The organism is Reichenbachiella sp. (genome assembly GCF_033344935.1).
Lineage (GTDB): Bacteria > Bacteroidota > Bacteroidia > Cytophagales > Cyclobacteriaceae > Reichenbachiella.
Map to the genome: position 1 here is coordinate 4,678,384 of NZ_JAWPMM010000001.1, position 23,023 is coordinate 4,701,406.

The window sequence follows — 23,023 nt, forward strand, 5'->3', positions numbered from 1 at the left end:
TGGCAATACATATACTATTCGAGAATTATCAGCCCTGGGGTGGCTGAAAAGGAGTCTCTAAATAGCGAGAAGAGAACATGAATTGGTAAACTCCTTTAGAAGGCTCCAAAGGTTTTATATCAAGCTCAACAGAAAACATGAGAGAAGAAGAAAACAAGATATTGGCATGCTGACATTGATGATTGCCGTGAAAGGGTAAATCATCATGCTCATTTTCATCATGGTGGTTTTCGCCTTTGCCATGATCAATATAATCTTCCACCAAAAAATCCCAAAAAGAGTCGCCGTCTTGTGCTTTATGCTCAGAATAGTGAGCTATGAGGTTAGGGACTTGTTTGATTTCACAGCACAAATCCAATCCCATCACAAGTGCTGCAATGATAAAAAAAACTGATAGTATTATGGATTTGATACCTTTCATTCAGAATACAAGTCTAAACAAAAATTAATGCAACCTGTTTGCATAGTTTAATATTTCTTTATTGGCAGTTTGCACAAGTACCTTTATAGACCATACTGGCACTGGAGGCTTTGAAGCCTATTGGAATTTGGGTTTGAGGAATTTTAGATTGTGTCAGGCAGTAGGTTTCTCCGCATTGCACACAATGAAAATGAATATGTTGGTCTTGTGGTGCACATTCGCAACCTTCTTCGCAAAGCGCATATTTCACCGAGCCAGTACCATCTTCAATACCGTGTATTAGTTTGTTTTCTTCGAAGGTTTTAAGCGTTCGATATAAGGTTGCTTTATCTGCTTTTTCAAACTTGGATTCCAAGTCTTTTAGGCTGATGGCCGAACCACTTTCTACGAGTTGCCTAAGTACAAGCAGCCTCATGGCAGTGGGTTTGATATTTCTGTTCTCTAATTTTTGTTCGAGCATTATATTAAAAGTACGAAGAATTGCTATTAGAATCGACATTTCCGTAACTAGGCTCCCGCACTAAGACCTCAATAGGGTGGTATCAATATTTTGATGATTTTATCATAAAACTGAAATTGTTAGAAGATTGTTTACTGTTTCTTTTAAGAGGTCTTTTACTTGAGATTTTTAGTGAAAATTTCTAGTAAAGAAGGTATGGATGTTAGAGCACAAGCTATTTGCTCTGTTTCATCGAAATACCGATCTTCACCGTAGGCCTCGGTATCATTAATGGTTAACAATTCATTTTCTTCCATCTTAAGTACCTTTAATCTCATCTCAAATATTTTAACCAGTTGTATAAGCAATGACTTGCTTTCTCGAAATCTAATATGATGTTTTGTTTCTTGATCACTTAAAATCAAAATATAGAATTCTTTCTTACTAACCATATCGGTTGCCTCAAGAATTCCTTCTATGGATATTCCGGTATTCTTCAGTTGTTCGTAAAAACGAAACTTGACTATTTTAACAATTTCTTTATAAGCTTCCTTATTAAATTTCTTTGATTCCATACGGCAACAAGGTTAAATCCTTTTTAGAGATACTCTATTGAGGGTTAAATGCAATGCAGTATGATACATTTTCATCATCCTCGTTTATTGCGGAATTGTATCGATTAATCTTTTGATCACATAACTCTTTTTCCTTCATCATTTGAGCAATTTCAATTTGTCTAGCATAAAATAGCATCGCAACACAATCGCTAAATAAATTTTCTAAATCAAAATCGATTACTTCATCCTCTCCGTATTCTTTAATCAGAAGATCCTCATAGTTAAATGGAAACTGAGCCGAATAATCCTGATTAGATTTTAGGAGTAATACTAATTCGTCTATTGACCTTTGTTTTGCGAACACCTTCCATGTGTCTAATAAAAAGCCTTCAAGAAAAATCTTCATTGAACTTGGCAAAATCTCGCCAAATTCATATTCAAAAGTCTCATAGAGTTTAGAAAAATCGATGTACTTTTTAAGACTTTCCATGGGTTTATGTTATTTAGATCTTGGATCAATTTGTAGCTTTGCTAGCCTTTTAATTTTATCAAAGTACCTATCCCATTCAGAATTTCTAGTGGCAGGATTAGTTCGGTCATTATAAAACCAAATAGTACAAATCTTACCTTCTTCATCAAGATTTTTCTGGCAACCTTCACTCAGCTTTTCTAAAAAACTTTTGGTAAGCCCCTTATATCTCGTATAAACAGGAAGAGTAGTTTTTTCTTTTTCATATTCAACAGAAAGGTCATTAATGCCAACTGGACGGTACTCTCTGTTGAATGCCATCATTTTACCTTCTTGATCAATATGAATGCCATATGGAAGGTTAATTCTAAAAAAATCTGTTAATGCCATATTTAGTTTTATTGGTGATAATAAGAATTGGTGAATCTTTATATCTTGTATTGACGTTAATTATTTTGAAGTTAAAATAATTAAAATAACAATAATAAAATACACATTATGGGAATTAAACCAGGTCCAAAAAGAACCGCCAAATCTACTGGGAAGCCAGATAGACGACAACGAGATAATAAAGATACCCCAGGAAATACGCCATCACTGAAACCTCATAAGCATAAGAAACGAGATTAAAGGTATTGAGTTCGTCGAATTGAACCTAACTGTTCGTAATAGAATGTCCTTCTACTTATAGTTAAGTATCTTACAATAAGAATATATTAGTAATGAATCTGAATTTTTTCGACCCAGAATTCAAACAACTACAGCTTTTTTACAAGAGTTGAGTGGTTCAGCCTAATTCAGAACAAACTAATTTCATTAATTCCATTGGCTCTACATTGAGTTCGTCGGCCAACTTGATAAAAGTAGTTAGTGTTGGTTGCTTATGCCCATTTTCAAGGCGAGATATGTGGGTCGAATGAGACTTTATTGCATGTGCAAGGGCTTCTTGAGAAATGCCCTTTTCCTCCCTCAAAGACTTCAGGACTAATCCAAATTTCCTTATGATCTGCTTGTCATTCATTTCAACAAGCAAATTCAAAATTCTTACAGCCTCACACCATAGCCTAAAGGGCAAGATGTAATATAGTTTTTATATATTGGCGGCCAATTGAAGCTGAACCGTGTTATATATGAAATTAGAACAGTTTATTAGAGAAAGAATTGAGCCAAAGAATGGCAAGTATAAAACAGTCAATGTTGATGAAGATCTACACCTATTCCTTAAAAGGACTGCCAATCATTACAACATAGCCATGTCAGATTTGATATTCAATATTTTGATCAATTGGATGAAATCTTATCAATCTGAAATTAAAAACGATATGCAAGAGCAATTCGGTGAATAACGCGTCTAATTAGTATGCAGAATAAAAATGATTTGAGGCCAGTACTTGTACTCCACAAAGGAAAAAGCCTCAAAGGATTCTTTCATCGTTTTGTTTACAAATTAGCCAACTATCACAGTGAGACACATGTATTAGTCGAACTTGAAGATGGAAAACTCAGATATTTCGACCCTTTTTATGTGCAATTTTCAGATCGAAAGAAGAACCCTGATAAATCAAGTGACAAAAACTTAAAACCGAAAAATAAGAAAGTAGAAACTTCCTAATATGAAATTTCAATATGCATCTGATCTCCATGTCGAATTTGACGAGAACTTTCAATTTCTAATGCAGAATAAGCTCAAACCTGTAGCTCCCTATCTTATCTTGGCTGGAGACATTGACATTATTTCAAACGGGAAGGTCACACGTCCAGATTTTTTTCAGTATCTATCAGACCATTGGCAAGAAGTATATATCATACCTGGCAATCATGAATTTTATGACAAAGGAAATGTAGCCTCTTCATACAATTTGGAATTGACAATTCATCCAAATGTTAGATACCTCAATCATCAAGTAATTACTATCGAAGCTGTAGATCTTATTTTCACAACTCTTTGGTCAAGGATAAATACCTCATTAATCAAAAGTATGATTGCTGATTTCCGTAAATGTAAGTACGGAGAGGGCCAGTTTAAATACAAGCAACATGATGAATTGCATGTGAAGGCTGTTAGGTGGCTTAGTCAAGTGCTATGTCTCGAGAAAGAACGTCCTCGTATAGTGGTATCACATTTTGTTCCTTGCCAATTGGCAAATGGGTATCCTCAACATACAGGTGATTACAAACAGGTCATCATGAATAGATATTTTGTGGCTAATTTGGAGAACCGAATCAGAGACTGGGATATTGACTATTGGATCTACGGCCATAACCATTGGGATAAAGATATTGATGCTCTTGATGTTAAATTCAAGTCAAATCAACTTGGTTATGTCTTTTCCATGGAGCACAAGGAATTTGATTTTGAGAAAGTAATCGAAGTATAAGATTTAATTTATCAATCATTTTTGACGTAACAATCAATACTTATAGGAATACTATTGAATTAATCCATATTTAAAAACTCAATGTTTTATCTCTTTCCCTAGCCAAACAGCATACTTCTTCCACTGTAAATAAAAAACGATCCATTCTGATATCCATGGTATCATTTTGACTAGAGGAATTTTTTGAATCAAAGCTTGATCAACTTTAGGATGATAAAGGCAAAGCGAATGATCCGAATACAAGTGTATATCTCTGTGATACTTAATCGGCGGATCCTTAATAAAAATTCTGTCATACCTATACTTATTGAATGGTGAATACATGAGTATAATGGTATAGTTTTTGCCATTAATATTTAATAAACCAGACCCGTATAGGGTCTTATTTTTTGAGTTCAAATTCAGGCTTAACCAATCAAAATGAGACTCCACTAACATCTTCTGAAGAGTAAGAAAGATATGCCAGTTCTCTTGGTGTTTGTTTCTAATACTTTCCTCCAAAACTGTGATGTGGTTCATTTTTAATCCCATGTGTTTGGTTAATACGACCCTTAGCATCTGTAAAAGCCGCTCCTCCAGCTATTAAACTGCTAGATTTAGTTAGAGCGTCTCCTGTACTTTTTGAAAAGCAAACCATCTGCTCAGTTAATGATTTTTTATATATACCCTCCCCAAATAACTCGATATAGTCATTTTTGCTAAAGTCAAATGTCTCTTTGAGCTTTTGCCATTTTTTTTGAAAATCCGACATGAAGTTGTAAAAACTTTCATAATGCTTATCAGTCCAAGAATCCGTAAAATCTTCATCCAGATTCACGGGGTTATGAACTTTGAATTTGTATCCACTTTTGATAGCATCATCATAGCCATTTCTAATCCTTGAAACGATTTGATCAATTGACTCAAAAATAGAATTCTCCCCATCATAAAATTGAGCTGCCAAGGTGGTAATAACAATACTTGAAACCCTATGATCCCGATTCTTGAAGTAAATATCTCGATATCTTTTCATCAATTGTACAGCTCTTTGAAGAGGTGTCTTTTCGTAAAGTTCCTCTGGAAGAGGTTCGGTTTCAACTTGGGCCTTTATCAATACGTCTGAGTACCTACTGAGTAGAGATTCTTGTGCAGAATTTGCAATATCTAAAAACCATTTAGCAAATCCTTTGGGGTTTCCGGAAGACCAGTTCGTAAGTACCTTCTCTGGAATTTTTATCAACTCCTTTTCAATGGCATCAGGCATACAGGCAGGCAAAATATCCATATGGAAATCTCCCTTATAATTCAAACGAACACATCTTATCTTTTTTTCCATAATTTCACCATATCCACCTTTTTCCAATGCTTTGACTAAGGCATTGTATATCTCTTGTGGTGAATGATTATAAAATGGATCATATATATGGAGTACAGTATCCAGATCAAAATCTTCATCATTGATTGGCTTTACTGTTGTCTCAATCCGCTTGGAACCTTGAGCATAAATTTCTATGACTAATCCATCAAAAAAATCCTCATCCTTTTTTAGAACTTCGGAAACAGCATTGTACGCTGATTCCATTTTTTCGATTCTAGTTTTGTTCAGTTGCAACTCTTGCGCTATCCTGGCCAAAAGTTCTTCACGCTGTAATACGTAATCGTTAAATATGTCTATCATTATTTAAAAGCTTTGATTTATTAAAAGTTTAGAATGCTGCCCTATGCGAGCCTTTTGCTTATTACCCTGCATAAAACGCAACTGCTCTATATCATCGCAGCTAACAATAGCATACCCTTTGGCCAAGTCACTACCCTGTCTAGCTAATTTGACTAATGCTTCCTTTTGTTTTTCATTCGGAATTATTTCAAAAATGTCATAGGTTAAAATCTCATAACAGGTGAAATAATCACTCCATTGCAAACTCTTTGAGAATCTTCGGATATGTCTTGCATCAAAATCACGAAACACTACCCCATCCAAAATGCCCGTATCTATTAGCTCCTCATTAAATTCTCTCCCCACGTCATTTTCCCTTTCATTTCCTTCGGCAAACCAATTTAATACGTCAATTGCATACTTCCCTTTTACAATAAACCGCAGATCTCGGGAGCTCTTTTCGTCAACGTCTAACCCATTTTTTGAATTATCAGGTCTGTATCCCCATTTGTTAAAAAGGCTTTCATCACCAAAGCGTTTATATGCTCCTCCGACAGGCTGCAGCTGATTTGCAATTCTTCGATTAAGAACAAGTAAATACCTATTAGTTCCAGGTATCTGTATTTTATAAAGTCCACTTAGAGAAAAGCGAATATCCTGATTTTTATACTTCCCCCATTTTGTTTGGAAAAACAGACTCAAATGATTTCGGTTTTCCCAAGCAACTGCTGCTCCCTTAGAAATTATGGGCTTCAGTAATGACATTAATGCAATAGAACTCATGGTCATGCTTACCTTAATTTACTTAATCCCCAAATAGCCGCAGAGAACAAAATCAAGGTCCCAGCAGCAGCGACTTGATTACTTTTTATTTCAGTACCCCAAGCTGCATTCACAAAGTGTTCACAGTTAAATTTTGTCAAGTGATAATCTTGACCTATCATAAAATTAGCCCTTCTTACTACTTGACTTCTTTCGTAAGAATTACCTTTAAATCGTACAATTCTATCTAGCTCTCTTCCGTTCAAAAAAGATTCTAAGCTAACCACTCGAACTCCTCTTTCTGGATGGTTATCAATTACATTTCCGTTTCCTATATACAGTCCAAAATGGTCTATAATGCCAAATGCACTTTTATTCCTTATAGGTACATCACCAGCTTTTAATAAGTAATTATCTCTCATATTTTTCACTTTTCTTTTCGCACTCCTTAAAATGGCGTACAATCTTTTTTTCCGTCCATAAAATGACCATTATACGAATCTCTTTTAGTCCACTGTCCTGTTTTTGGATTCAAGGTTTGAGACCTCCCTTTCACTTGCCCCTTTCTTGCATTATCACCGTAAGGTTTATTTATTGCCATTTTTTTATACGTTTTATTATATTACAAGTTCACCTTCACCCAACAACCTAATTGGAGCAAAAGCAATCAAGAATAATACAAATAAGAGTTACTAACGCTTTGACGTATGGAAGTTAGAAGAGGACGTAACTTTGAAAAAAAGCTCACTTCAGAAGTAATAAAGTGTTTCCAAGAATCTCAATGTGAGAAAAAAAAGGACTCCTTTTTTGAACTCGTTTATCGATTCAGAGAAGAATTACTCAAGTATTGTGAAATGAGATGCAGAAGATTTAATCAACCTTTGGAAGTGGCAGAACAAATAGCTGAAGCTACCTTTGAAAAATACGCAATTTCTGCAAAGTTCGATTTTGAAAAATCAAAATGCACTTCTGTGGATGATGCATTTATTCTATATCTTGTATCCATTGCGCGTAATCTGCTAACAGACCATTATAGAAAGGTTAAAAAGATTAATGCAGGTTTAGCATACACTGGAACAGAAAGTATTGTCTCATTTTTACCTAAATGCCCAGAAAACTTATCTATTGAAGATCAGCTTAAATACAATGTTCTTTTATCTCTGTCTCACAAACATCGGGTGATTTACCTAACATACAAATTGCATGAAAAAGTGGGATGCAACCTTCCAAAATTTTTACTAGAAGAATTGCGAGAATATCTCAACTTAAGTCAAACTTCAATCCGTGTTTATAAAAAGGAAGCCAACGATAAAATTTCAGCCGCTTTAGATGCACTTAATTTTCAAGGTAATGAATAACAGCATGGAAGACATATTGAATTCATTGGGGTTTGGATCACCTTCAACAGAGAAGGAGCTAAGCAATTTTCGAAAATTCTATAGTGACTATGAATTCAAATCAAATCCGAACTGTATTGATCCAGAAAAGATTTGGGAATCTATACATGCTCCGAAAATTACGGGAAAAGATTATCATAAAAGAACAGTTTTAGCTGCTGAAATTGTGTTTCAATTACATGAAGAATGGTCTCTCGGTCATCTAAAGCTTCAAAAGCTTATCTATTTATGTCAAAATTCTATTGGAATGGCTCTCCACACGCAATTTTTGAAGCAAGCAATGGGGCCCTATGATCCAAAATTGATGAGGTCAATAGATTCCCAATTTCTAAAGAACAAGTGGTTCAATTTTAACAAATACTCTAAGCAAAAATATTTACCTCTCGAGAATGTTGGAGGTCACAAGGAATGGTATGAACGCTATTTTTCGGATGAACTGGAAGACATCCAAATGCTTATTGATCTTTTTAGAAAAATGAAAACATATCAGATTGAATTAATTGCAACCTTATACGATTGCTGGAAGGAAACATTAAAAGAAAAACACCAGTTTGATTCTGAAACTATAATATCAAAATTCTATGCATGGTCTGAGGAAAAACAAAAATTTACCGCCGATCAAATAAACAACGCTATCAATTGGATGAGGGATAATAGAATTTATCCGATTACGGATAACTAAATTAAGTTTAAGATTATGTTTGCAAAAAATCGAATACAACTTTGACTAGAGCAACCTCCAACTATAATGAAACAAATCATCAACTCACCAAAAGCACCTTCACCAATAGGCCCATATTCTCAAGCCGTCAAAGCTGGCTCAACACTGTATATATCTGGCCAAATTCCAATTAACCAGGCAAGTGGCAATTTAGTATCGGGATCAATAGAAGAAGAAACGAAACAAGTAATGAAAAATCTGTCTTACATCTTGGAAGAGGCAGGTCTTACATTTAATGACGTACTAAAGTGTTCAATTTTTGTATCCGATATGGGCACTTTCGCTCAAGTGAATTCTGTGTATGGTGAATATTTTGAAGATAACCCTCCTGCTAGAGAAACAGTCGAAGTTAGTGGTTTACCGAAGGGAGTGAATGTAGAGATTAGTTGCATAGCACTTTATTCGTGACTATATCCAATTTCTCTTTTATTCATTTTCAATTTTTGATATATTGAATCCAGTAAGCACAATAAATCAAACCAGCAATATATGGGTCCCTCTTATAAGACTAAAATCCAGCAAAAAAGAGGGCTTGGAACTAAAGGTGGCTATATACCTTGGATAAAGGTTGGGGAGTTCTCAAACATGGGACATAGTTCTCGTATCAAAGGACTTATTAGTGGACGCGAACATCATTTCCATTCAAATTTAGAGGCTGGGTTATTCTACATACTTGACCTCAACCCAAAGGTTTCAGACATTCGAGAGCAGTTTCCATTGCTCGATATTAATTTGGCAAAAGAAATTGCTCTGCAGGCAGGAATAAAGTATCCCCACATAAGTGATAATGAACCCCATATTCTCACAACCGATTTCCTGATTGACTTTAATGACAACAGACAATTGGCGATTACTATAAAGCCAATTCAGAATATTACTAAAAGACAACTAGAACTCTTTGAGATTGAAAGAAGATACTGGGAGGCAAATGAAATTAAATGGATAATTGCCACTGAAACAGAATTGGCATCAAGAAATTATTCACTGAATTGTAAGGATATGCATAATTGTTTGAGGGGTTTTATTCAGGAGGATTTTCAAGACAAATTACTTCAAGACATCAAAACACAAATCGTCGACTTACACCCAAAGTTTTCTGAGTTGACCATACCAAAATTTTCAAGTTACATTGACAATGAATTGGGACTGACCGTTGGTACTACATTACGTTTTATTAAATCGCTAATTGCTAAAGGTTTAATTCACACCAACCTTGAAATTCCGATTACCAAGATTAATATGGAACACACGACATTAAAAATCAATCATGAAACAGTTATTGGTAAATCAGATTTGGCAGCTTAAAAACAAATGCTATCGAATTCTATATATTGACAGAGAAATTGAAGAAATCTTTTGGATCAATTCAGACGACTGCAATAGTCTGCCAGAGAGTATTGGCTTTGAAGAATTTAACCAATTGAAAAAGAATGATTATTTCAATTTATTAGATTCATCAGATGAATATGGGGATCCTTCAACGTATAAAGCCAAAAGCCTTGATAAGTGGAATACGTATTGTAAAATTGTCGATTTAGCCAAATCCGAAGAACCTCAGATTTACTTGAATTCCTATTTTAATAGACGATGTTCAGAAATTGCCTCCCAATTGGGAGTAAGCCGGATGCTTCCCCGCCGAGTATTTTTGAAGTATTGGAAAGGTGGTAAAGTTAATCTTGCATTGCTCCCAAAATTGAACAATTCAGGAGGAAAAGGCAAAGAACGTAGGCCGTCAACTAAAAAGAGGGGTAGGCCAAATACATTTACTAAAAATAATATTAATGTAGATGATAAATTAAAGGTTCTGTTGCAAGCGGGTTTCAAAAAATTCTATTTGGATATAGAACATGCGTCCTTAGAAACAGCCTATGAGAACTTCCTCCAATCCAAATATTATCAAGAGACTTTAAATCGTGAACATTCTCTTATTCCTTCATCAACACAATTTAGATATTGGGGAGAAAAAAAATACCCAGCTCATGAAAGAAAAAAACGCAAATTAGGGTTAAAAATTTTTAACAAAGATATTAGAACCAGAACTGAGTCCTCCTTGATTAATATAACAGGTCCAGGTTCAGTTTATCAAATTGACTCTACTAAAGCTGATATTGAATTAGTAAGCAGTATAGACAGAAGTATTCCCGTTGGCTCACCAACCCTCTACTTCGTTTCAGATGTTTTCTCAAGAATGATTGTGGGTGTTTTGGTTACATTAGATGAACCGTCATACTATACAGCCGCAAGAGCGTTATATAATGCAATCGTACCCAAAGAGCAATTCTTCAAAGAAGAAAGGCTCAATGAAATAAGCGCCTTTCAAATCAAGAATGAAGACTGGCCATGCAATTACATTCCAGACGCAATTGTTGCAGATCGAGCAGAATTATTAGGGCATCAATCGAATAATATAATCCAAGATTTAGGCATAACTATTGAAAACACTGCAGCCTACAGAGCAGACCTCAAAGGTGTAGTGGAAAATCATTTTAGAGTTTTACATACCAGGATAAAAGGAGTAGATAAAAATTTTGGAATGAAAGGGCTGAATCATAAACAAAGGGGTGTTCGTGACGCACGAAAAGATGCAGTTTTAAATCTAAAAGAATATTATATAGCAATTCTGTCTGAAGTGCTTGTTTACAATAGTAGCAAAGTTCTAGACGCATATCCATTTGACGAACAATTGATCCTTGACATTCCAAGCCCGACCCCTTTAAAACTTTGGGATTGGGGAATCAATAATGCATCTGGGAAATTAAGACCAAACAACATACCTGGATTAAAACAAAGATTATTGCCACGCAAGAATGGAAAAATTAACAAGAATGGACTAAGATTTAATAAGCTTTGGTATAACATCACCTCTAATAGTAAAATCCTCAATAAACAGATCTTACTTCAAAATAAAGCCATAATTGTGGAAGTTTTGTTCGACCCATTTGACCTCCGAAAAGTGTTTATCTATCATGACTCTGAACTTACGGAATGTACACTAAGCAAATCACGAAATCCAATTGGGCTTGAGCTAAATGAATGGGAATTCAATGCGCACTTAACAGTATCCAAAAAAGAAAAATATGCAGATCAATTAGTGCATAAATCCAAAGTTGTGGAATCTCTATCACTTGTAAAAAACGTTTTGAATAATGCCAAGAAGAAAAAACTGAAAAAGAAGACAAACTCACTTAATCCTTCCAAAATTAGAGACAATAAAAAGTTGGAAAGAAATGTAACACGACAAAAATCTGTTCCAAAAAATTCACTAAAAATAGCTGAAAACACAAAAGGATTTAAGGTAATCAAACTAGAACCAAACAAAGATCAAGAAAAGCCCAATCGGAATGAAAAGTTAGATTTCTTCAGAAAACTAATGAAGGATGAATAATATTGTAAAGGCTCAATATATTGAATTAAGTAATCCTGAATTTAAGGGCAATCCTTTAATTGAGTGTCTTCCTCAGAAAAAAGAGCATGACAAATTTTTCGAATTAATACTCAATCAAAAAGCACGATCTAGAAAAGAAGCCCTGCTTCATGAAAAAGAAACCCGAATTGAATTTTTAACAACTTTTCGACTTACCTTTTTTGTTCCACAAGAAAGGCTATATCAACTTTATACATCTATATACTCTTCCATTACAGCAGGATATCACCTTAGAAATCCACTTAAAATAAATGCTCGAAAGGAATTAAATCAAAGCTACCATGATTTACTCTACACGTTTGTAGAAAATGAAAATGCATCATCATTAAGCAGTTGTTTGTTTGGAGTTTCTGGAATTGGAAAGACTACAGCCGTGAATAAAATATTGTCGCTCTTCCCAAAAGCGTTAGTGCATAATATAGAAGGAATTGATCCCATAGTCCAAGTCCCAATTATCAAAATTGAATGTCCAAAAGATTCTTCCACAAAGGACCTATGTAGGAGTTTTTTTTATCAGCTTGATGAGATTCTTGGTACTGATTATCAATTGATATATGATCGGCCAAAAGCCACAGCTGACTCTATGGTAAACGCGATGTCCAAACTTGCCATTTCTCATCGAATTGGAATGCTAATCATCGACGAAATTCAACAGCTAGCAAATGCAAAAAAGAATGGTGCAGAGTTACTTTTAAACTTCTTTGTAAACCTCAACAATAGAGTAAGAATTCCAATACTAATTGTTGGCACTCCTGAAAGCTTAAAACTCTTTAGTAGTTCTCACAGACTTCCTAGAAGGTGGTCTGGAGAAGGCGCAAAAAAATGGCATAATTTATCAATGGATAGCGAATGGGAATTTTTCATTGAAATGCTATTTAACTATCAGTATACCAATGAAAAAGTTGCATATTCAAAAAGATGGGCAGAGTTATTTTACTACCACAGCCAAGGCATTATTGACACGGCAATTAGAATTTTTACTGAATCACAAAAGGCAGCTTTGGAAGAAAATCTCACCGCAATTAGCGAAGAAATAATTAATAATGTAGTACAAGAGTCATTCTGGCTAGAAATGCCATCCACTAAAGCTCTCCGAAGTGGTAAAATTAGCCAGATCAGTCAATTTCCCGACCTTTTCTTTCGCGATGATTTGCAGGAAAAATCATCCTCAGAAAAGATTCATAAAATGAAAATAGACGCTGCAGTTGACTCACTTATCGAATTTGGTATCCCAAAACATTTTCTAACCGAGAGTGTGAAACAATTAACAGAAAAATTTCCTCATTTTTCGGCTGAAAAAATTTCTTTAGAAATTATTCATAAATACAAAAATGAAATAGTACTTGAGGAAACTCAAAAAGAAACTCCCCAACGAAAAACTTTGAATCAATTCTCTACTCTTGATTTAAGAAATTGCGACCCAACAAAGAGCAATTTTCATGACGCATTGAGTGAACTTGGTGTCTTGGCAGATTTAGAAATGGAGGGCATACTTTTACCTTTTCATGGTTCTTAATTTTCCTAACCCATACCCAGACGAAACATTTTATAGTATAGTCGCTCGATACTATGACTCATTTGGAACAGCTGGGCCAAAAGAACACTTATACTCATTATTTTCCTCAAACCATCAGTCTGCCACCTTAGATTTCCCGAACAACCTAAAAGTCTTTGCTCAAAACACTAAATCTGAATATTACACTCCAGAGCGAATTATAAACAACCACACATTATTTCCGCTTTATAAAAGGTTTTTACGCGAAAATAGAATTCAACTAATACTTAAATACTTTTATGCAGGAGATGGAAATATCCATACAACAATAGGAGTAAATGCAGGCCTATCCAAATCATCCCGTCAACCCAGATATTGTTCGAAATGCTATGAAAATGATCTTAATAAATATGGTGAAAGTTATTTCAGAAGATCTCATCAAATTCCACTAATTGCGATTTGCACCCAACATAAAAATCAACTTGAAGAACTTTTGTTGTCACCAGAAACGCTAAATAAGCATAAATTTCTTTCGGCATCACAAATCCCACATCTGACTTCTACAAGATCTAAAGGAACATGGAATTCACAAATTCAAAAGATCGGTGAACGTATGATTAGTCTACTTGACCCAAAAGAAAAGCACTTATTTGATCTAGATATTTACTTCTACAAAAAAAAGTTTCAATCACTTGGATTCAATAAGGGAGAAAATTTTATAGATCTAAAGAAGCTATATGCGTCATTTTCAGATCGTTTTTCGCAACAAACTCTTAGAGCACTAAAAAGTGAAATCAAACCTAATGAGTCAAAATGTTGGCTAAAGTCTATTGCCAGAAAGCACAGAAAATCTTTTGACCCAATTCGCCATGTATTAATAGAAGATTTCATTTTAGCAAAGACTAAAGCAAATACCACTACTGATGAGTTCAAAAATCAAAAATGGCCCTGTTTGAATCCCGTTTGCATCAACAAATCTAAAAATGTACTGTCACTTTTCTCTGAACACTACGATCAAAAGGCTAAAAAGAGAATTTTAACGATCAAGTGTGATTGTGGATTTAGTTATACCGAAAGCAAAGATTTGGCTAACCAACCTTTTCGCAGAGTAAAAACTTATGGTCGTCTTTGGGAAGTTGAATTAAAGAAGCTTCTAAAGAAAGATATATCTATTAGAGCTATTGCAAGTCAATTGAACTGTGATAGTAAAACTGTGATCCATCATATGAAAAACACTGGAATAGATGTAAAAAAGAGAAACCCAAAAGTATTACTACTAAAAAGAAAAAAGTGGATTCAATTAAAACAAAAACATTCTGATTTGTCAATTTCAAATCTCAGGAGCCTCCAACCAGCTCTATACACACATCTCTACAAAAATGATAAAAATTGGCTTTTAACTCTCAAATATCCGAGTGGAAAAAAAAGAACTCAATATCGGGTTAATTGGAAGAGTCGCGATAAAGATTTAGGCGATCGAATTTATTCTAAGTATCACTACCTATTATCCACTGGTTACAAAAAGCGAATTAGCAAAAACATTCTCTTAAAACTCGCTAGTCATGAGCATACATATTATAAAAACCAATCCAAATTGCCTATAAGCTCAAGACTATTGTCAAAACATGAAGAATCAATTCAGGAGCACCAAATTCGAAGAGTTATGATGGCAATTGATACTATCAAAACTCAAGATCTCTCTTTAAAAGCTTGGCGTATTTATAGAATAGCAGGAATACGAAAAAAAGACATCACTGAAAAAATAGAGCGCATTGTTCTTCAAATAGTAGCTCATCAAACTGACTCAAAACTAAAAACAGCCTAATGCCCTTTGAAATATATTGTATCCCAAGTTGCAGAAAAAAAGGTAAGAATTGGTTCCTGGATGCTCATCTCATAGATTTAAAAACAAATGATCATATTCAAAAAGACTTCCCAATTGCAGAAATACCTCGATTACCGATAGGTGCAGAAATTAAGGACGACAATACCATAACAAGAAGTTCAGGCACAAAAGAGAAAATCCATTTTTCAGATTTTAGATCTGGAAAAACCATCACCATCAATGAGCTCGAAGATGAGCTATACCCATTTGAAATATCCGATGACATAAAAGATAGTACTAAACTTTTTTCTGTGAATGCAAATAACAAACCTTACATATTTTTTTGCTATGAATTATTTAGGACTTTTCTCTGCATGGACAACAGACTTATCAACTACCTGTTCCAATATGACGTTTTGGAGTCTTTCATTGATCATGAATTAATTGAAAGAAATAATGGTCATGTACATGCCACTTTGACTTTAAATGAATCCTTTCCTAAATCGTTTTTGAGGAGTAATTCTCTCCTTCAAAAATACCTGCTATTGATATATGATAAGACATTTAAAAACCTACGACATTCTACTCAGGCTGAAAAAACAGAAGTACAATGTCACTTCAATTTTTCAAAAATAGACCTCAAGAATATTACGCTAACATGTCATGTAAAACAATATGAAACTTTTAATCTCGTATATTATATAGAATCCATTGATTCAATTCTTAACTTTCCAATTGACGAATTAACGATTATTAATTCAAGTGTAAGGTCAAAAAATCATCGGCCAAATTCTGGGACATCTAAACCAAAAACATTTCCATTAAAACATGCCTCTCAACACAATACGAGCAATACAGAAAGTGGAAACCAGAGCTCTCAAGAAGAAATTTCCGTTTTACCATTAGATTATAAATTCAACAAAAAACTAAAAATTGAAAGGCTTAGACTTGATAAGAAGGAAACTAGCAACGATAACTTAATTGGATCGCCCGCAATCCCCCAAGAAATAATTGATAATCTTAATCTAAGCTTGCTACAACAGGAAAGTACAGGTGAAGGTAATTTTCTTAATCTTAATAGAGATAGAAATTTGGGTTCATTCGATTTTTCTGAAATTCCTGAAGGTCTAATTACATTTTCCAAAGCAATAAAAATTCTAGCCAGTACACTCAATAAAAATTTCACACATTGGATTGCGGAATTTGCTTCTAAATCATCCTTTAGACTCTTAAATGATAATACTAGAAAGGCAATTGTCGTTAAATTTGATATTGGCATGCCAATTTATTTCATTGAAATAGACAGTTCCGACAATCGTTTTATATCAACATTAGTATTATTCAATATCAAAACTAAAGATCATAAGAAGTTTATTCAACTCACACTGAATGAGACAGCAAATACTCACGGTAGATGGCCAGAAGAGAGTATTAGCACTATTTCTGACTACCACACAATAAGACACCCTAGAAAACGAAAATCCGATAAAAACATTGAAGTCAAACAAGACACGATGATTGAAAGAATATCTTATAAATTATTGAATATTTTCACCGTTTAGCAGAATAATAAATAATAACTTGCACAAACTTTATTATCATATACGATTAGTTTAAGCACAAACTTAATTAGCAATGTTGCACAAACTTTATTATCATGATCCACGAAAATGCACCTGCTCCTATTGGCCCTTATAGCCAGTCCGTTTTAGCAGGCAATACGCTTTATGTATCAGGACAAATAGCGCTCGTGCCTGGCACGGACAACTTGCTGCTCGACAGCATCGAAGCAGAAACCCACCAAGTAATGAAAAACATGGGAGCTATATTAAAAGAAGCCGGAGCAGACTACTCCAATGTAGTGAAGTGCTCCATCTTCGTCAGCGACATGGGCAACTTTGGAAAAATCAATGCGGTATATGGCGAGTATTTCACCAGCAATCCCCCCGCCAGAGAAACCGTGGAAGTGAGCTGCCTGCCTAAAAACGTGAATGTGGAAATTTCCTGCATCGCCATTGTATAAACTACTTCCATATATTGTTAAATTTACTGCCTAACATGCAGTTTAAGTGTTCAAATTTTTTTGTTCTTCTCGATCCTTTTCTTGAGTTGATAATTCGGACAATAAATACATTTCAACACTACTATTCAAAAACATTAAAATTTTAATAAAAGAGTTTTTGGGAAACGTGCTTGGCAAAATGGCAAAACAGGAGGAAAATGGGAGCCAAATTACCTTAATTCAAGTTGTACTTTGGATACTCTGAAGAATCCAAAAAAAAATATCCAAATTTGATTTAATGTCTGCAGATGAAATTAATAAACCTGTTGAAAATAAAACATCCTTAACTATTCAATCAGCGTATTTTTTCATTCCATCTTTAGTCTCCTTTTTGAACAATGATTTGCTCAAATGATCGGTAAACTCATTGAAAATCCTCGGTGTTACCAAATTATTATTGAACGTCATCCGTTAACGTCAAGCTTGAAATAAGTACTACAGCTTTTCTCCAAATTGAGCTGCTACAATTGCCAGATGAAAATAGTATACATCTGGCAAATTATTGCAACTCTTATACTATACCATGTTCAGGCTTATGGCCAAAACGAAATCGAACTTGGGAATGGAATCAATTACATGTCAAGCGATTCATCTTTTTTTGTGAGATTCAATTCTCGATTCCAAACCCAATATATGGGTAGATTCAACCTAAAAACCAACTCCTATCAGGATCAATTTACAATCCGTCGCTTTAGACTAAAAGCCACGGGTTACGTTTATAAACCACAACTTCAATACAAAATGGAACTCGCATTGTCTAACCGAGACCAAGGTGATTTTTTTGCGGAACACAATTATGCTGCGAGTATTGTATTAGATGCCGTTTTGAAGTGGAACTTTCATCCCAACTGGAGCTTGTGGATTGGTCAAGCAAAATTACCTGGAAACAGAGAGCGGCTCTTTTCCTCCAAATCCCTTTCCCTTCCAGACCGAAGTGTCTTGAATAGTCGATACAATATTGATCGAGATAAAGGGATATGGGTACGACATTATCACGAACTAGGCACTTTAGCATTGAGAGAAATATTCTCAATTACTTCTGGTGAGGGAAGAAATATCACTTCTGACAACTCATCAGGGTATGATTATACCTTCAGAATAGAAGTCATGCCTTTCGGGTTGTTTACCAATAAAGGTGATTATTTTGGCGCAGACCTTATACATGAAAAAACTCCAAAGTTATCAATTGGTACTACCTATGACCATAACTTTGGAACAAACCGGCAAAGAGGTCAGCTTGGCTTTTTTCTTTTTAACGATCAAGGTGATCCTCAAAGAAGTGACTTGGCCACTATTTTCGTTGATGCAATCTTCAAATACATTGGGGGAACCATTCACTACGAATATGCGAATAAGCGACTGACTAACGGAGACTATTTCGGATATTCTTCAAATGGGCAAACGATTTTGTATTTCTATACTGGATTCGCTCATAATATCCACTTTAGTTACTTGTTAACTAATAAACTCTCATTTGAATTTAGGAGTACTTTCAATAGACCAAATCAAGTTACTTCTATCGACGGAGCAAAAATTCACATAGAACATCCAGAAAATCGGTACGAATTTGGTTTGTCAAAATACTTCGTTGAGCACACCCTAAAAATCCAAGGGAGCACAATATATCGAAATCGTTGGGCCACGGATGATGAATTAATTGTCCTTCTACAAATGGAAATCGGCTTTTAAACATAAGTGAGGTTTCAATACGCTTACCCCGTTTGACCCAACAGTATATAAATCATCAAAGTTATGAAACAAAGGACGATAGATAATAGCTTAGCATATTTCCAGTGCGTCAGATCCAGCAATTCGATTTCTCCTGTGTGCAAATCCTTGTGGTTGGGGTAAAAATGAGAAACCCCAAACATGACAGCCAAATTCAGTAGAAACTCTATTCCCCAAACATGGATAAAATGTAAGTCCACTTGCAAGAAGAAAGTACATGTCAGATAGAATGCCAAACCCACAAACAAAGCCGCCTTTGCCCCCATAGCAGACACTCTAGGCATGAAGAACCCTGCAAGCATAATAGAAGCGATAGGAATAAAGAATATGCCGTTGAGCTGTTGAAGCAATTGATACAAACCTTCGGGTGCATTGGCTACCATTGGAGCTACCAGAATAGCGAATAATGCTAGAATAGTAGAGGTCCATTTACCCATCTTTACCAACTGATGATCACTGGCTTCGGAGCTGATGTGGCGCTTGAAGACATCTACACTGAATATGGTAGCGGCACTGTTGAGCACACTATTGAAAGTACTCAACACGGCACCCATCACTACCGCAGCAAAAAAACCTGCAAACCACGTAGGCATTACCTTTTTGATGAGCTCTGGATAGACTAAATCCTGATTGCTGTACAAGCCATCTCCAAAGTAGTAAAACCCAATCACACCTGGTAAGATGATAATTACCGGAACGATGATTTTTAACACTCCTGTAAACAATAAGCCTTTTTGGGCCTCAACCAGATTTTTTGCCCCCAATGCCCGCTGAATAATCGTTTGATTCATACACCAGAAATAGATTTGATTGATGATCAAACCAGTGAATAACGTTTCGAAAGGCATGACAGAGCCTTTCGTGCCTATCACATTAAATTTTTCAGGTACAGCACGGTACACTTTACCTAACCCCTCGAACATATTGCCATCTCCAATGCTGATCAGTGCCAAAACAGGGATGGCTACTCCGCCAATCAAAAGTCCGTAACCATTAATCGTATCCGATACAGCAACAGCTTTTAATCCTCCAAAAATGGCATAAATAGAACCGATGATTCCAACTACGACCACTGTAATCCATAACCCTTCGGACTGTGAAACACCCAGCACTTCAGATACATTGAAGATGCTTTCAAGGTTGATCGCACCAGTATAAAGTACGATAGGCAAAAGCGTAACAACGAATGAAATAATCAGGAACAACGCTACTAAGGTTCGTGTAGTGCCATCAAATCTATTCTCTAAATACTGAGGAATCGTGGTCAATCCCATTTTCAAATACTTCGGTACAAAATAGATCGCGGCGCCAACTAAGGCCAATGCAGAAGTCACCTCCCAGCCAATAATGATAAATCCATTTTTGTAGGAAGAGCCATTCATACCGATCAAATGCTCGGTAGAAATATTGGTAAGCAGCATGGATCCGGCTATCACAACTCCTGTCAAGCTTCTTCCACCAAGAAAATACCCATCTTGAGAATCGAGCTGTTCGTTTCTCAATTTATACCAGGAATATAGTGCCACGAAGGTCGTGAAAGCCAGAAAAGTAATTAATGTATACATGCTGCTATTTTAAATTAATCGTTAAGTATTTCGCTGAGACGTACCACCCGGTTTTCCTTCATGGAAAGATTGGCCGCCAAGCCTATCGCCAGGGAAATCAATCCATCTTCCCCACCGACTTTTGGTTTTGTATTCGTAATCAGGCAATCCATAAATTCCTTCATTTCATTGTAATAAGACCGTATATACCTGTCCATAAAGAAATGCAAAGGCAATGACGCAGACTGGCCGTTCTGGTCATAGTAATAGTGATTGTCTGGTGTATTATTATGTGTGCCTGCCATGCCCTTCGATCCGAAAACCTCCACCCTTTGGTCATAACCATAGACCGCTTTTCGGCAATTATCGATTGTAGCAATGGCTCCATTTTCAAAAGTCAGTGTAATGACTGCCGTATCAATATCCCCAGCTTTGCCAATCTCAGGATCTGTCAGATTTCGGCCTACGGCAAATACTTCCTTAACCGGACTATCAGTCATAAACCTGGCCATATCAAAATCATGGATGGTCATGTCCAAAAACATACCTCCAGAAGTTTTGATATAAGAGATCGGAGGCGGCCCCGGATCGCGACTGGTGATCTTCACGATCTGCGGCTCTCCTACCTTGCCTTCATCTATTAAGCTTCTTATTTTCATGAAGTTCGGATCGAACCGGCGATTGAACCCGAGCATAAATTTGATACCGGTCTCTTCGACTACACTCAACACCTTTTTTACAGTTTCAAGGGACAAATCCATCGGCTTTTCGCAAAACACCTCTTTGCCTGCCCTGGCCGCAGTCATGATGTTGTCTGCGTGCTGATCGGTAGGCGAACAGATCACTACCGCCTCTACCTCCGAATCGGCAATCAGGTCATTACAATTTTTGTAGAATTTGTTTACTCCATATTGATCAGCAAACTTTTTTGATTCTTCCATTACATCAGAAATGGCTACCACTTCTACATCTGGAAATTTTAGACAGAGATTGTCCAGATGGATTTGTCCCATCCGGCCTACTCCTATGATTCCTACTTTTATCTTTTTCATTCTATTAACTTAATATGCCTTAGCCGATTTTAATTAGTTCTTTATTCTTAAATGACTGGGTAGCCCACTCGGCTATTTGTGTCGATCGCACGCCGTCCTGCACGGTTACCTCTGGCTTCCGCCCTTCCAAAATACAATCCACGAATTCCTGCATCTCATTGGCAAAAGCTTCGTGAAACCGCTCGGGAAAAGACTGGGAGCATTCCTTAGTCACCCCAGATTGATCGAACAACTCTACCAGATTTTTTTGCGGTACAGCGCCAATTCTAATTTGACCCTTGGTTCCAATAATTTCGGTTTCTACATTATAGCCATGTGGAGCAGTACGCCCTGCCAACAAGAAAGCCATACTTTCATTCTCAAACTGCATCAAAGCCGAAACATTATCGCCATCTCCATATTTGGCGTATTCATCATGTGCAAAGCAACCACCAATGGCATAGACAGATTTGGGCTCAGACTGCAAAAACCAACGAGCCAGGTCAATATCATGAACACCCATATCAATAAATTGCCCAGCACTATGCGCAGCGTATTTCAAAGCCCCTCCGATGGCTGATTCAGGGTCTACACTATACCCTCGAAATAAGATGGGACGACCAATGTACCCTTCATCAATTTTCTTTTTTGCATAGGCATATGAAGGGTCATATCGGCGCATAAAACCAAGCATGAAGACCAGGTCTTTGTGTTCAGCCACTGCTTTTTCTACTTCCAAACATTCCTGAAATGACACGCCCAACGGCTTTTCACAGAATACATGTAATCCTCTATTTAAAGCTTCCACTGTTTGAGCACCATGCAAATCGGATGAAGAAACAATGGCTACTGCATCCAAATCTGCTTTATCCAACATCTCGGTATAATCAGTAAAGCAGTTGACTGCTCCCAATTCTGCTTTGGCCCTGCCCAGTTCATCAGGCACGATGCTACATACTGCCTTTAGCTCAGCATGCTTGATTACTCTGGATATATTCTCTGCGTGCTTGAAACCCAACCGTCCCAAGCCCACCAGACCTATTCTTATTTTGTTCATATGCTTAATCGTATCGCACCCGGCCTAACAGTTTTGTATTTCTACACAGTTTAGCTAACAATCCTGTGTGAATTCTG

27 protein-coding genes are annotated in these 23,023 nt (G+C 36.0%); 13 read left to right on the forward strand and 14 right to left on the reverse strand.

Annotation, left to right across the window (positions count from 1 at the left end; genetic code table 11):
• Window positions 1-28: 28 nt before the first annotated feature.
• The 6 genes from R8N23_RS20000 to R8N23_RS20965 form a co-directional block, all read right to left on the reverse strand.
• Window positions 29-421, reverse strand: a complete 393-nt coding sequence (locus R8N23_RS20000; RefSeq protein WP_318173379.1) for a hypothetical protein — start codon at window positions 419-421, stop codon at window positions 29-31.
• A 58-nt stretch (window positions 422-479) separates the two neighbouring features.
• On the reverse strand, window positions 480-881 hold the full coding sequence (locus tag R8N23_RS20005) for a Fur family transcriptional regulator (RefSeq protein ID WP_318173380.1): 402 nt from the start codon (window positions 879-881) through the stop codon (window positions 480-482).
• Between the two features lie 155 nt (window positions 882-1,036).
• Entirely contained in the window at window positions 1,037-1,435 is a 399-nt protein-coding gene (locus R8N23_RS20010) for a hypothetical protein (protein ID WP_318173381.1), read from the reverse strand.
• 34 nt (window positions 1,436-1,469) lie between these two features.
• A complete protein-coding gene (locus tag R8N23_RS20015) occupies window positions 1,470-1,907 on the reverse strand; it encodes a hypothetical protein (RefSeq protein WP_318173382.1) in 438 nt (145 codons plus the stop codon).
• Window positions 1,908-1,916: 9 nt separating this feature from the next.
• The gene (locus tag R8N23_RS20020; protein WP_318173383.1) at window positions 1,917-2,276 is read right to left on the reverse strand and encodes a hypothetical protein; all 360 of its coding nucleotides are present in this window, start codon (window positions 2,274-2,276) and stop codon (window positions 1,917-1,919) included.
• Between the two features lie 397 nt (window positions 2,277-2,673).
• Complete coding sequence (locus tag R8N23_RS20965) at window positions 2,674-2,907, reverse strand: helix-turn-helix domain-containing protein (RefSeq protein ID WP_412071672.1); 234 nt, start codon at window positions 2,905-2,907, stop codon at window positions 2,674-2,676.
• A 109-nt stretch (window positions 2,908-3,016) separates the two neighbouring features.
• Here R8N23_RS20965 and R8N23_RS20025 point away from each other — a divergent pair, with 109 nt between their 5' ends.
• Genes R8N23_RS20025 through R8N23_RS20035 form a run of 3 tightly spaced genes read left to right on the forward strand, consistent with a single transcriptional unit; the run spans window position 3,017 to window position 4,264 of the window.
• Window positions 3,017-3,232 (forward strand): hypothetical protein, encoded by a 216-nt coding sequence (locus R8N23_RS20025; protein WP_318173384.1) that lies wholly within the window; start codon window positions 3,017-3,019, stop codon window positions 3,230-3,232.
• 14 nt (window positions 3,233-3,246) lie between these two features.
• The gene (locus tag R8N23_RS20030; RefSeq protein ID WP_318173385.1) at window positions 3,247-3,498 is read left to right on the forward strand and encodes a hypothetical protein; all 252 of its coding nucleotides are present in this window, start codon (window positions 3,247-3,249) and stop codon (window positions 3,496-3,498) included.
• 1 nt (window position 3,499) lies between these two features.
• Window positions 3,500-4,264 carry a metallophosphoesterase gene (locus R8N23_RS20035; RefSeq protein ID WP_318173386.1) on the forward strand — a complete coding sequence of 255 codons (765 nt, stop codon included), beginning with the start codon at window positions 3,500-3,502 and terminating at the stop codon, window positions 4,262-4,264.
• A 78-nt stretch (window positions 4,265-4,342) separates the two neighbouring features.
• Here the strand turns inward: R8N23_RS20035 and R8N23_RS20040 are convergent, their stop codons facing one another.
• From R8N23_RS20040 to R8N23_RS20060, 5 genes are read right to left on the reverse strand one after another with little or no spacing between them, the layout of a single operon-like run.
• Entirely contained in the window at window positions 4,343-4,783 is a 441-nt protein-coding gene (locus R8N23_RS20040; protein ID WP_318173387.1) for a hypothetical protein, read from the reverse strand.
• Window positions 4,749-5,921, reverse strand: a complete 1,173-nt coding sequence (locus R8N23_RS20045; protein ID WP_318173388.1) for a nucleotidyltransferase — start codon at window positions 5,919-5,921, stop codon at window positions 4,749-4,751. Before R8N23_RS20045 ends, R8N23_RS20040 begins: the two co-directional genes overlap by 35 nt.
• Window positions 5,922-5,924: 3 nt before the next feature.
• Window positions 5,925-6,689, reverse strand: coding sequence for a hypothetical protein (locus tag R8N23_RS20050; protein ID WP_318173389.1), 765 nt, complete (start codon window positions 6,687-6,689; stop codon window positions 5,925-5,927).
• A 2-nt stretch (window positions 6,690-6,691) separates the two neighbouring features.
• Window positions 6,692-7,084, reverse strand: coding sequence for a lecithin retinol acyltransferase family protein (locus R8N23_RS20055; protein ID WP_318173390.1), 393 nt, complete (start codon window positions 7,082-7,084; stop codon window positions 6,692-6,694).
• A 26-nt stretch (window positions 7,085-7,110) separates the two neighbouring features.
• Complete coding sequence (locus R8N23_RS20060) at window positions 7,111-7,263, reverse strand: hypothetical protein (RefSeq protein ID WP_318173391.1); 153 nt, start codon at window positions 7,261-7,263, stop codon at window positions 7,111-7,113.
• A 106-nt stretch (window positions 7,264-7,369) separates the two neighbouring features.
• On the opposite strand from R8N23_RS20060, the gene R8N23_RS20065 reads away from it, so the two are divergent.
• The 10 genes from R8N23_RS20065 to R8N23_RS20110 all read left to right on the forward strand — a co-directional run bounded on the left by R8N23_RS20065 (window position 7,370) and on the right by R8N23_RS20110 (window position 19,275).
• Complete coding sequence (locus tag R8N23_RS20065; protein WP_318173392.1) at window positions 7,370-8,020, forward strand: hypothetical protein; 651 nt, start codon at window positions 7,370-7,372, stop codon at window positions 8,018-8,020.
• Window positions 8,013-8,741, forward strand: coding sequence for a hypothetical protein (locus R8N23_RS20070; RefSeq protein ID WP_318173393.1), 729 nt, complete (start codon window positions 8,013-8,015; stop codon window positions 8,739-8,741). Before R8N23_RS20065 ends, R8N23_RS20070 begins: the two co-directional genes overlap by 8 nt.
• 66 nt (window positions 8,742-8,807) lie before the next feature.
• The gene (locus R8N23_RS20075) at window positions 8,808-9,188 is read left to right on the forward strand and encodes a RidA family protein (RefSeq protein WP_412071661.1); all 381 of its coding nucleotides are present in this window, start codon (window positions 8,808-8,810) and stop codon (window positions 9,186-9,188) included.
• An 81-nt stretch (window positions 9,189-9,269) separates the two neighbouring features.
• Window positions 9,270-10,085, forward strand: coding sequence for a TnsA endonuclease N-terminal domain-containing protein (locus tag R8N23_RS20080; RefSeq protein ID WP_318173394.1), 816 nt, complete (start codon window positions 9,270-9,272; stop codon window positions 10,083-10,085).
• Window positions 10,048-12,165: a Mu transposase C-terminal domain-containing protein gene (locus R8N23_RS20085; RefSeq protein ID WP_318173395.1), complete on the forward strand. Its 2,118-nt coding sequence runs from the start codon at window positions 10,048-10,050 to the stop codon at window positions 12,163-12,165. The genes R8N23_RS20080 and R8N23_RS20085 overlap by 38 nt, the downstream gene beginning before the upstream one ends.
• Window positions 12,158-13,720 (forward strand): ATP-binding protein, encoded by a 1,563-nt coding sequence (locus R8N23_RS20090; RefSeq protein WP_318173396.1) that lies wholly within the window; start codon window positions 12,158-12,160, stop codon window positions 13,718-13,720. Before R8N23_RS20085 ends, R8N23_RS20090 begins: the two co-directional genes overlap by 8 nt.
• The gene (locus tag R8N23_RS20095; protein ID WP_318173397.1) at window positions 13,710-15,524 is read left to right on the forward strand and encodes a TnsD family Tn7-like transposition protein; all 1,815 of its coding nucleotides are present in this window, start codon (window positions 13,710-13,712) and stop codon (window positions 15,522-15,524) included. Before R8N23_RS20090 ends, R8N23_RS20095 begins: the two co-directional genes overlap by 11 nt.
• Complete coding sequence (locus R8N23_RS20100) at window positions 15,524-17,086, forward strand: Tn7-like element transposition protein TnsE (RefSeq protein WP_318173398.1); 1,563 nt, start codon at window positions 15,524-15,526, stop codon at window positions 17,084-17,086. The genes R8N23_RS20095 and R8N23_RS20100 overlap by 1 nt, the downstream gene beginning before the upstream one ends.
• 95 nt (window positions 17,087-17,181) lie before the next feature.
• The gene (locus tag R8N23_RS20105) at window positions 17,182-17,547 is read left to right on the forward strand and encodes a RidA family protein (RefSeq protein WP_318173399.1); all 366 of its coding nucleotides are present in this window, start codon (window positions 17,182-17,184) and stop codon (window positions 17,545-17,547) included.
• Between the two features lie 513 nt (window positions 17,548-18,060).
• A complete protein-coding gene (locus R8N23_RS20110; protein ID WP_318173400.1) occupies window positions 18,061-19,275 on the forward strand; it encodes a porin in 1,215 nt (404 codons plus the stop codon).
• A 23-nt stretch (window positions 19,276-19,298) separates the two neighbouring features.
• Here the strand turns inward: R8N23_RS20110 and R8N23_RS20115 are convergent, their stop codons facing one another.
• From R8N23_RS20115 to R8N23_RS20125, 3 genes are read right to left on the reverse strand one after another with little or no spacing between them, the layout of a single operon-like run.
• Window positions 19,299-20,879: a solute:sodium symporter family transporter gene (locus R8N23_RS20115; RefSeq protein ID WP_318173401.1), complete on the reverse strand. Its 1,581-nt coding sequence runs from the start codon at window positions 20,877-20,879 to the stop codon at window positions 19,299-19,301.
• Between the two features lie 14 nt (window positions 20,880-20,893).
• Entirely contained in the window at window positions 20,894-21,910 is a 1,017-nt protein-coding gene (iolG, locus tag R8N23_RS20120) for an inositol 2-dehydrogenase (RefSeq protein WP_318173402.1), read from the reverse strand.
• A 19-nt stretch (window positions 21,911-21,929) separates the two neighbouring features.
• Window positions 21,930-22,946 (reverse strand): Gfo/Idh/MocA family oxidoreductase, encoded by a 1,017-nt coding sequence (locus tag R8N23_RS20125; RefSeq protein WP_318173403.1) that lies wholly within the window; start codon window positions 22,944-22,946, stop codon window positions 21,930-21,932.
• Window positions 22,947-23,023 lie beyond the last annotated feature (77 nt).

Coding starts and splice junctions, on each gene's coding strand:
- R8N23_RS20055 (WP_318173390.1), bottom strand. CDS start 7,084: ATGAGAGATAATTACTTATTAAAAGCTGGTGATGTACCTATAAGGAAT.
- R8N23_RS20005 (WP_318173380.1), bottom strand. CDS start 881: ATGCTCGAACAAAAATTAGAGAACAGAAATATCAAACCCACTGCCATG.
- R8N23_RS20010 (WP_318173381.1), bottom strand. CDS start 1,435: ATGGAATCAAAGAAATTTAATAAGGAAGCTTATAAAGAAATTGTTAAA.
- R8N23_RS20045 (WP_318173388.1), bottom strand. CDS start 5,921: ATGATAGACATATTTAACGATTACGTATTACAGCGTGAAGAACTTTTG.
- R8N23_RS20095 (WP_318173397.1), top strand. CDS start 13,710: ATGGTTCTTAATTTTCCTAACCCATACCCAGACGAAACATTTTATAGT.
- iolG (WP_318173402.1), bottom strand. CDS start 21,910: ATGAAAAAGATAAAAGTAGGAATCATAGGAGTAGGCCGGATGGGACAA.
- R8N23_RS20100 (WP_318173398.1), top strand. CDS start 15,524: ATGCCCTTTGAAATATATTGTATCCCAAGTTGCAGAAAAAAAGGTAAG.
- R8N23_RS20060 (WP_318173391.1), bottom strand. CDS start 7,263: ATGGCAATAAATAAACCTTACGGTGATAATGCAAGAAAGGGGCAAGTG.
- R8N23_RS20085 (WP_318173395.1), top strand. CDS start 10,048: ATGAAACAGTTATTGGTAAATCAGATTTGGCAGCTTAAAAACAAATGC.
- R8N23_RS20050 (WP_318173389.1), bottom strand. CDS start 6,689: ATGACCATGAGTTCTATTGCATTAATGTCATTACTGAAGCCCATAATT.
- R8N23_RS20075 (WP_412071661.1), top strand. CDS start 8,808: ATGAAACAAATCATCAACTCACCAAAAGCACCTTCACCAATAGGCCCA.
- R8N23_RS20040 (WP_318173387.1), bottom strand. CDS start 4,783: ATGAACCACATCACAGTTTTGGAGGAAAGTATTAGAAACAAACACCAA.
- R8N23_RS20020 (WP_318173383.1), bottom strand. CDS start 2,276: ATGGCATTAACAGATTTTTTTAGAATTAACCTTCCATATGGCATTCAT.
- R8N23_RS20015 (WP_318173382.1), bottom strand. CDS start 1,907: ATGGAAAGTCTTAAAAAGTACATCGATTTTTCTAAACTCTATGAGACT.
- R8N23_RS20000 (WP_318173379.1), bottom strand. CDS start 421: ATGAAAGGTATCAAATCCATAATACTATCAGTTTTTTTTATCATTGCA.
- R8N23_RS20965 (WP_412071672.1), bottom strand. CDS start 2,907: ATGAATGACAAGCAGATCATAAGGAAATTTGGATTAGTCCTGAAGTCT.
- R8N23_RS20070 (WP_318173393.1), top strand. CDS start 8,013: ATGAATAACAGCATGGAAGACATATTGAATTCATTGGGGTTTGGATCA.
- R8N23_RS20090 (WP_318173396.1), top strand. CDS start 12,158: ATGAATAATATTGTAAAGGCTCAATATATTGAATTAAGTAATCCTGAA.
- R8N23_RS20125 (WP_318173403.1), bottom strand. CDS start 22,946: ATGAACAAAATAAGAATAGGTCTGGTGGGCTTGGGACGGTTGGGTTTC.
- R8N23_RS20110 (WP_318173400.1), top strand. CDS start 18,061: ATGAAAATAGTATACATCTGGCAAATTATTGCAACTCTTATACTATAC.
- R8N23_RS20080 (WP_318173394.1), top strand. CDS start 9,270: ATGGGTCCCTCTTATAAGACTAAAATCCAGCAAAAAAGAGGGCTTGGA.
- R8N23_RS20065 (WP_318173392.1), top strand. CDS start 7,370: ATGGAAGTTAGAAGAGGACGTAACTTTGAAAAAAAGCTCACTTCAGAA.
- R8N23_RS20035 (WP_318173386.1), top strand. CDS start 3,500: ATGAAATTTCAATATGCATCTGATCTCCATGTCGAATTTGACGAGAAC.
- R8N23_RS20025 (WP_318173384.1), top strand. CDS start 3,017: ATGAAATTAGAACAGTTTATTAGAGAAAGAATTGAGCCAAAGAATGGC.
- R8N23_RS20105 (WP_318173399.1), top strand. CDS start 17,182: ATGATCCACGAAAATGCACCTGCTCCTATTGGCCCTTATAGCCAGTCC.
- R8N23_RS20115 (WP_318173401.1), bottom strand. CDS start 20,879: ATGTATACATTAATTACTTTTCTGGCTTTCACGACCTTCGTGGCACTA.
- R8N23_RS20030 (WP_318173385.1), top strand. CDS start 3,247: ATGCAGAATAAAAATGATTTGAGGCCAGTACTTGTACTCCACAAAGGA.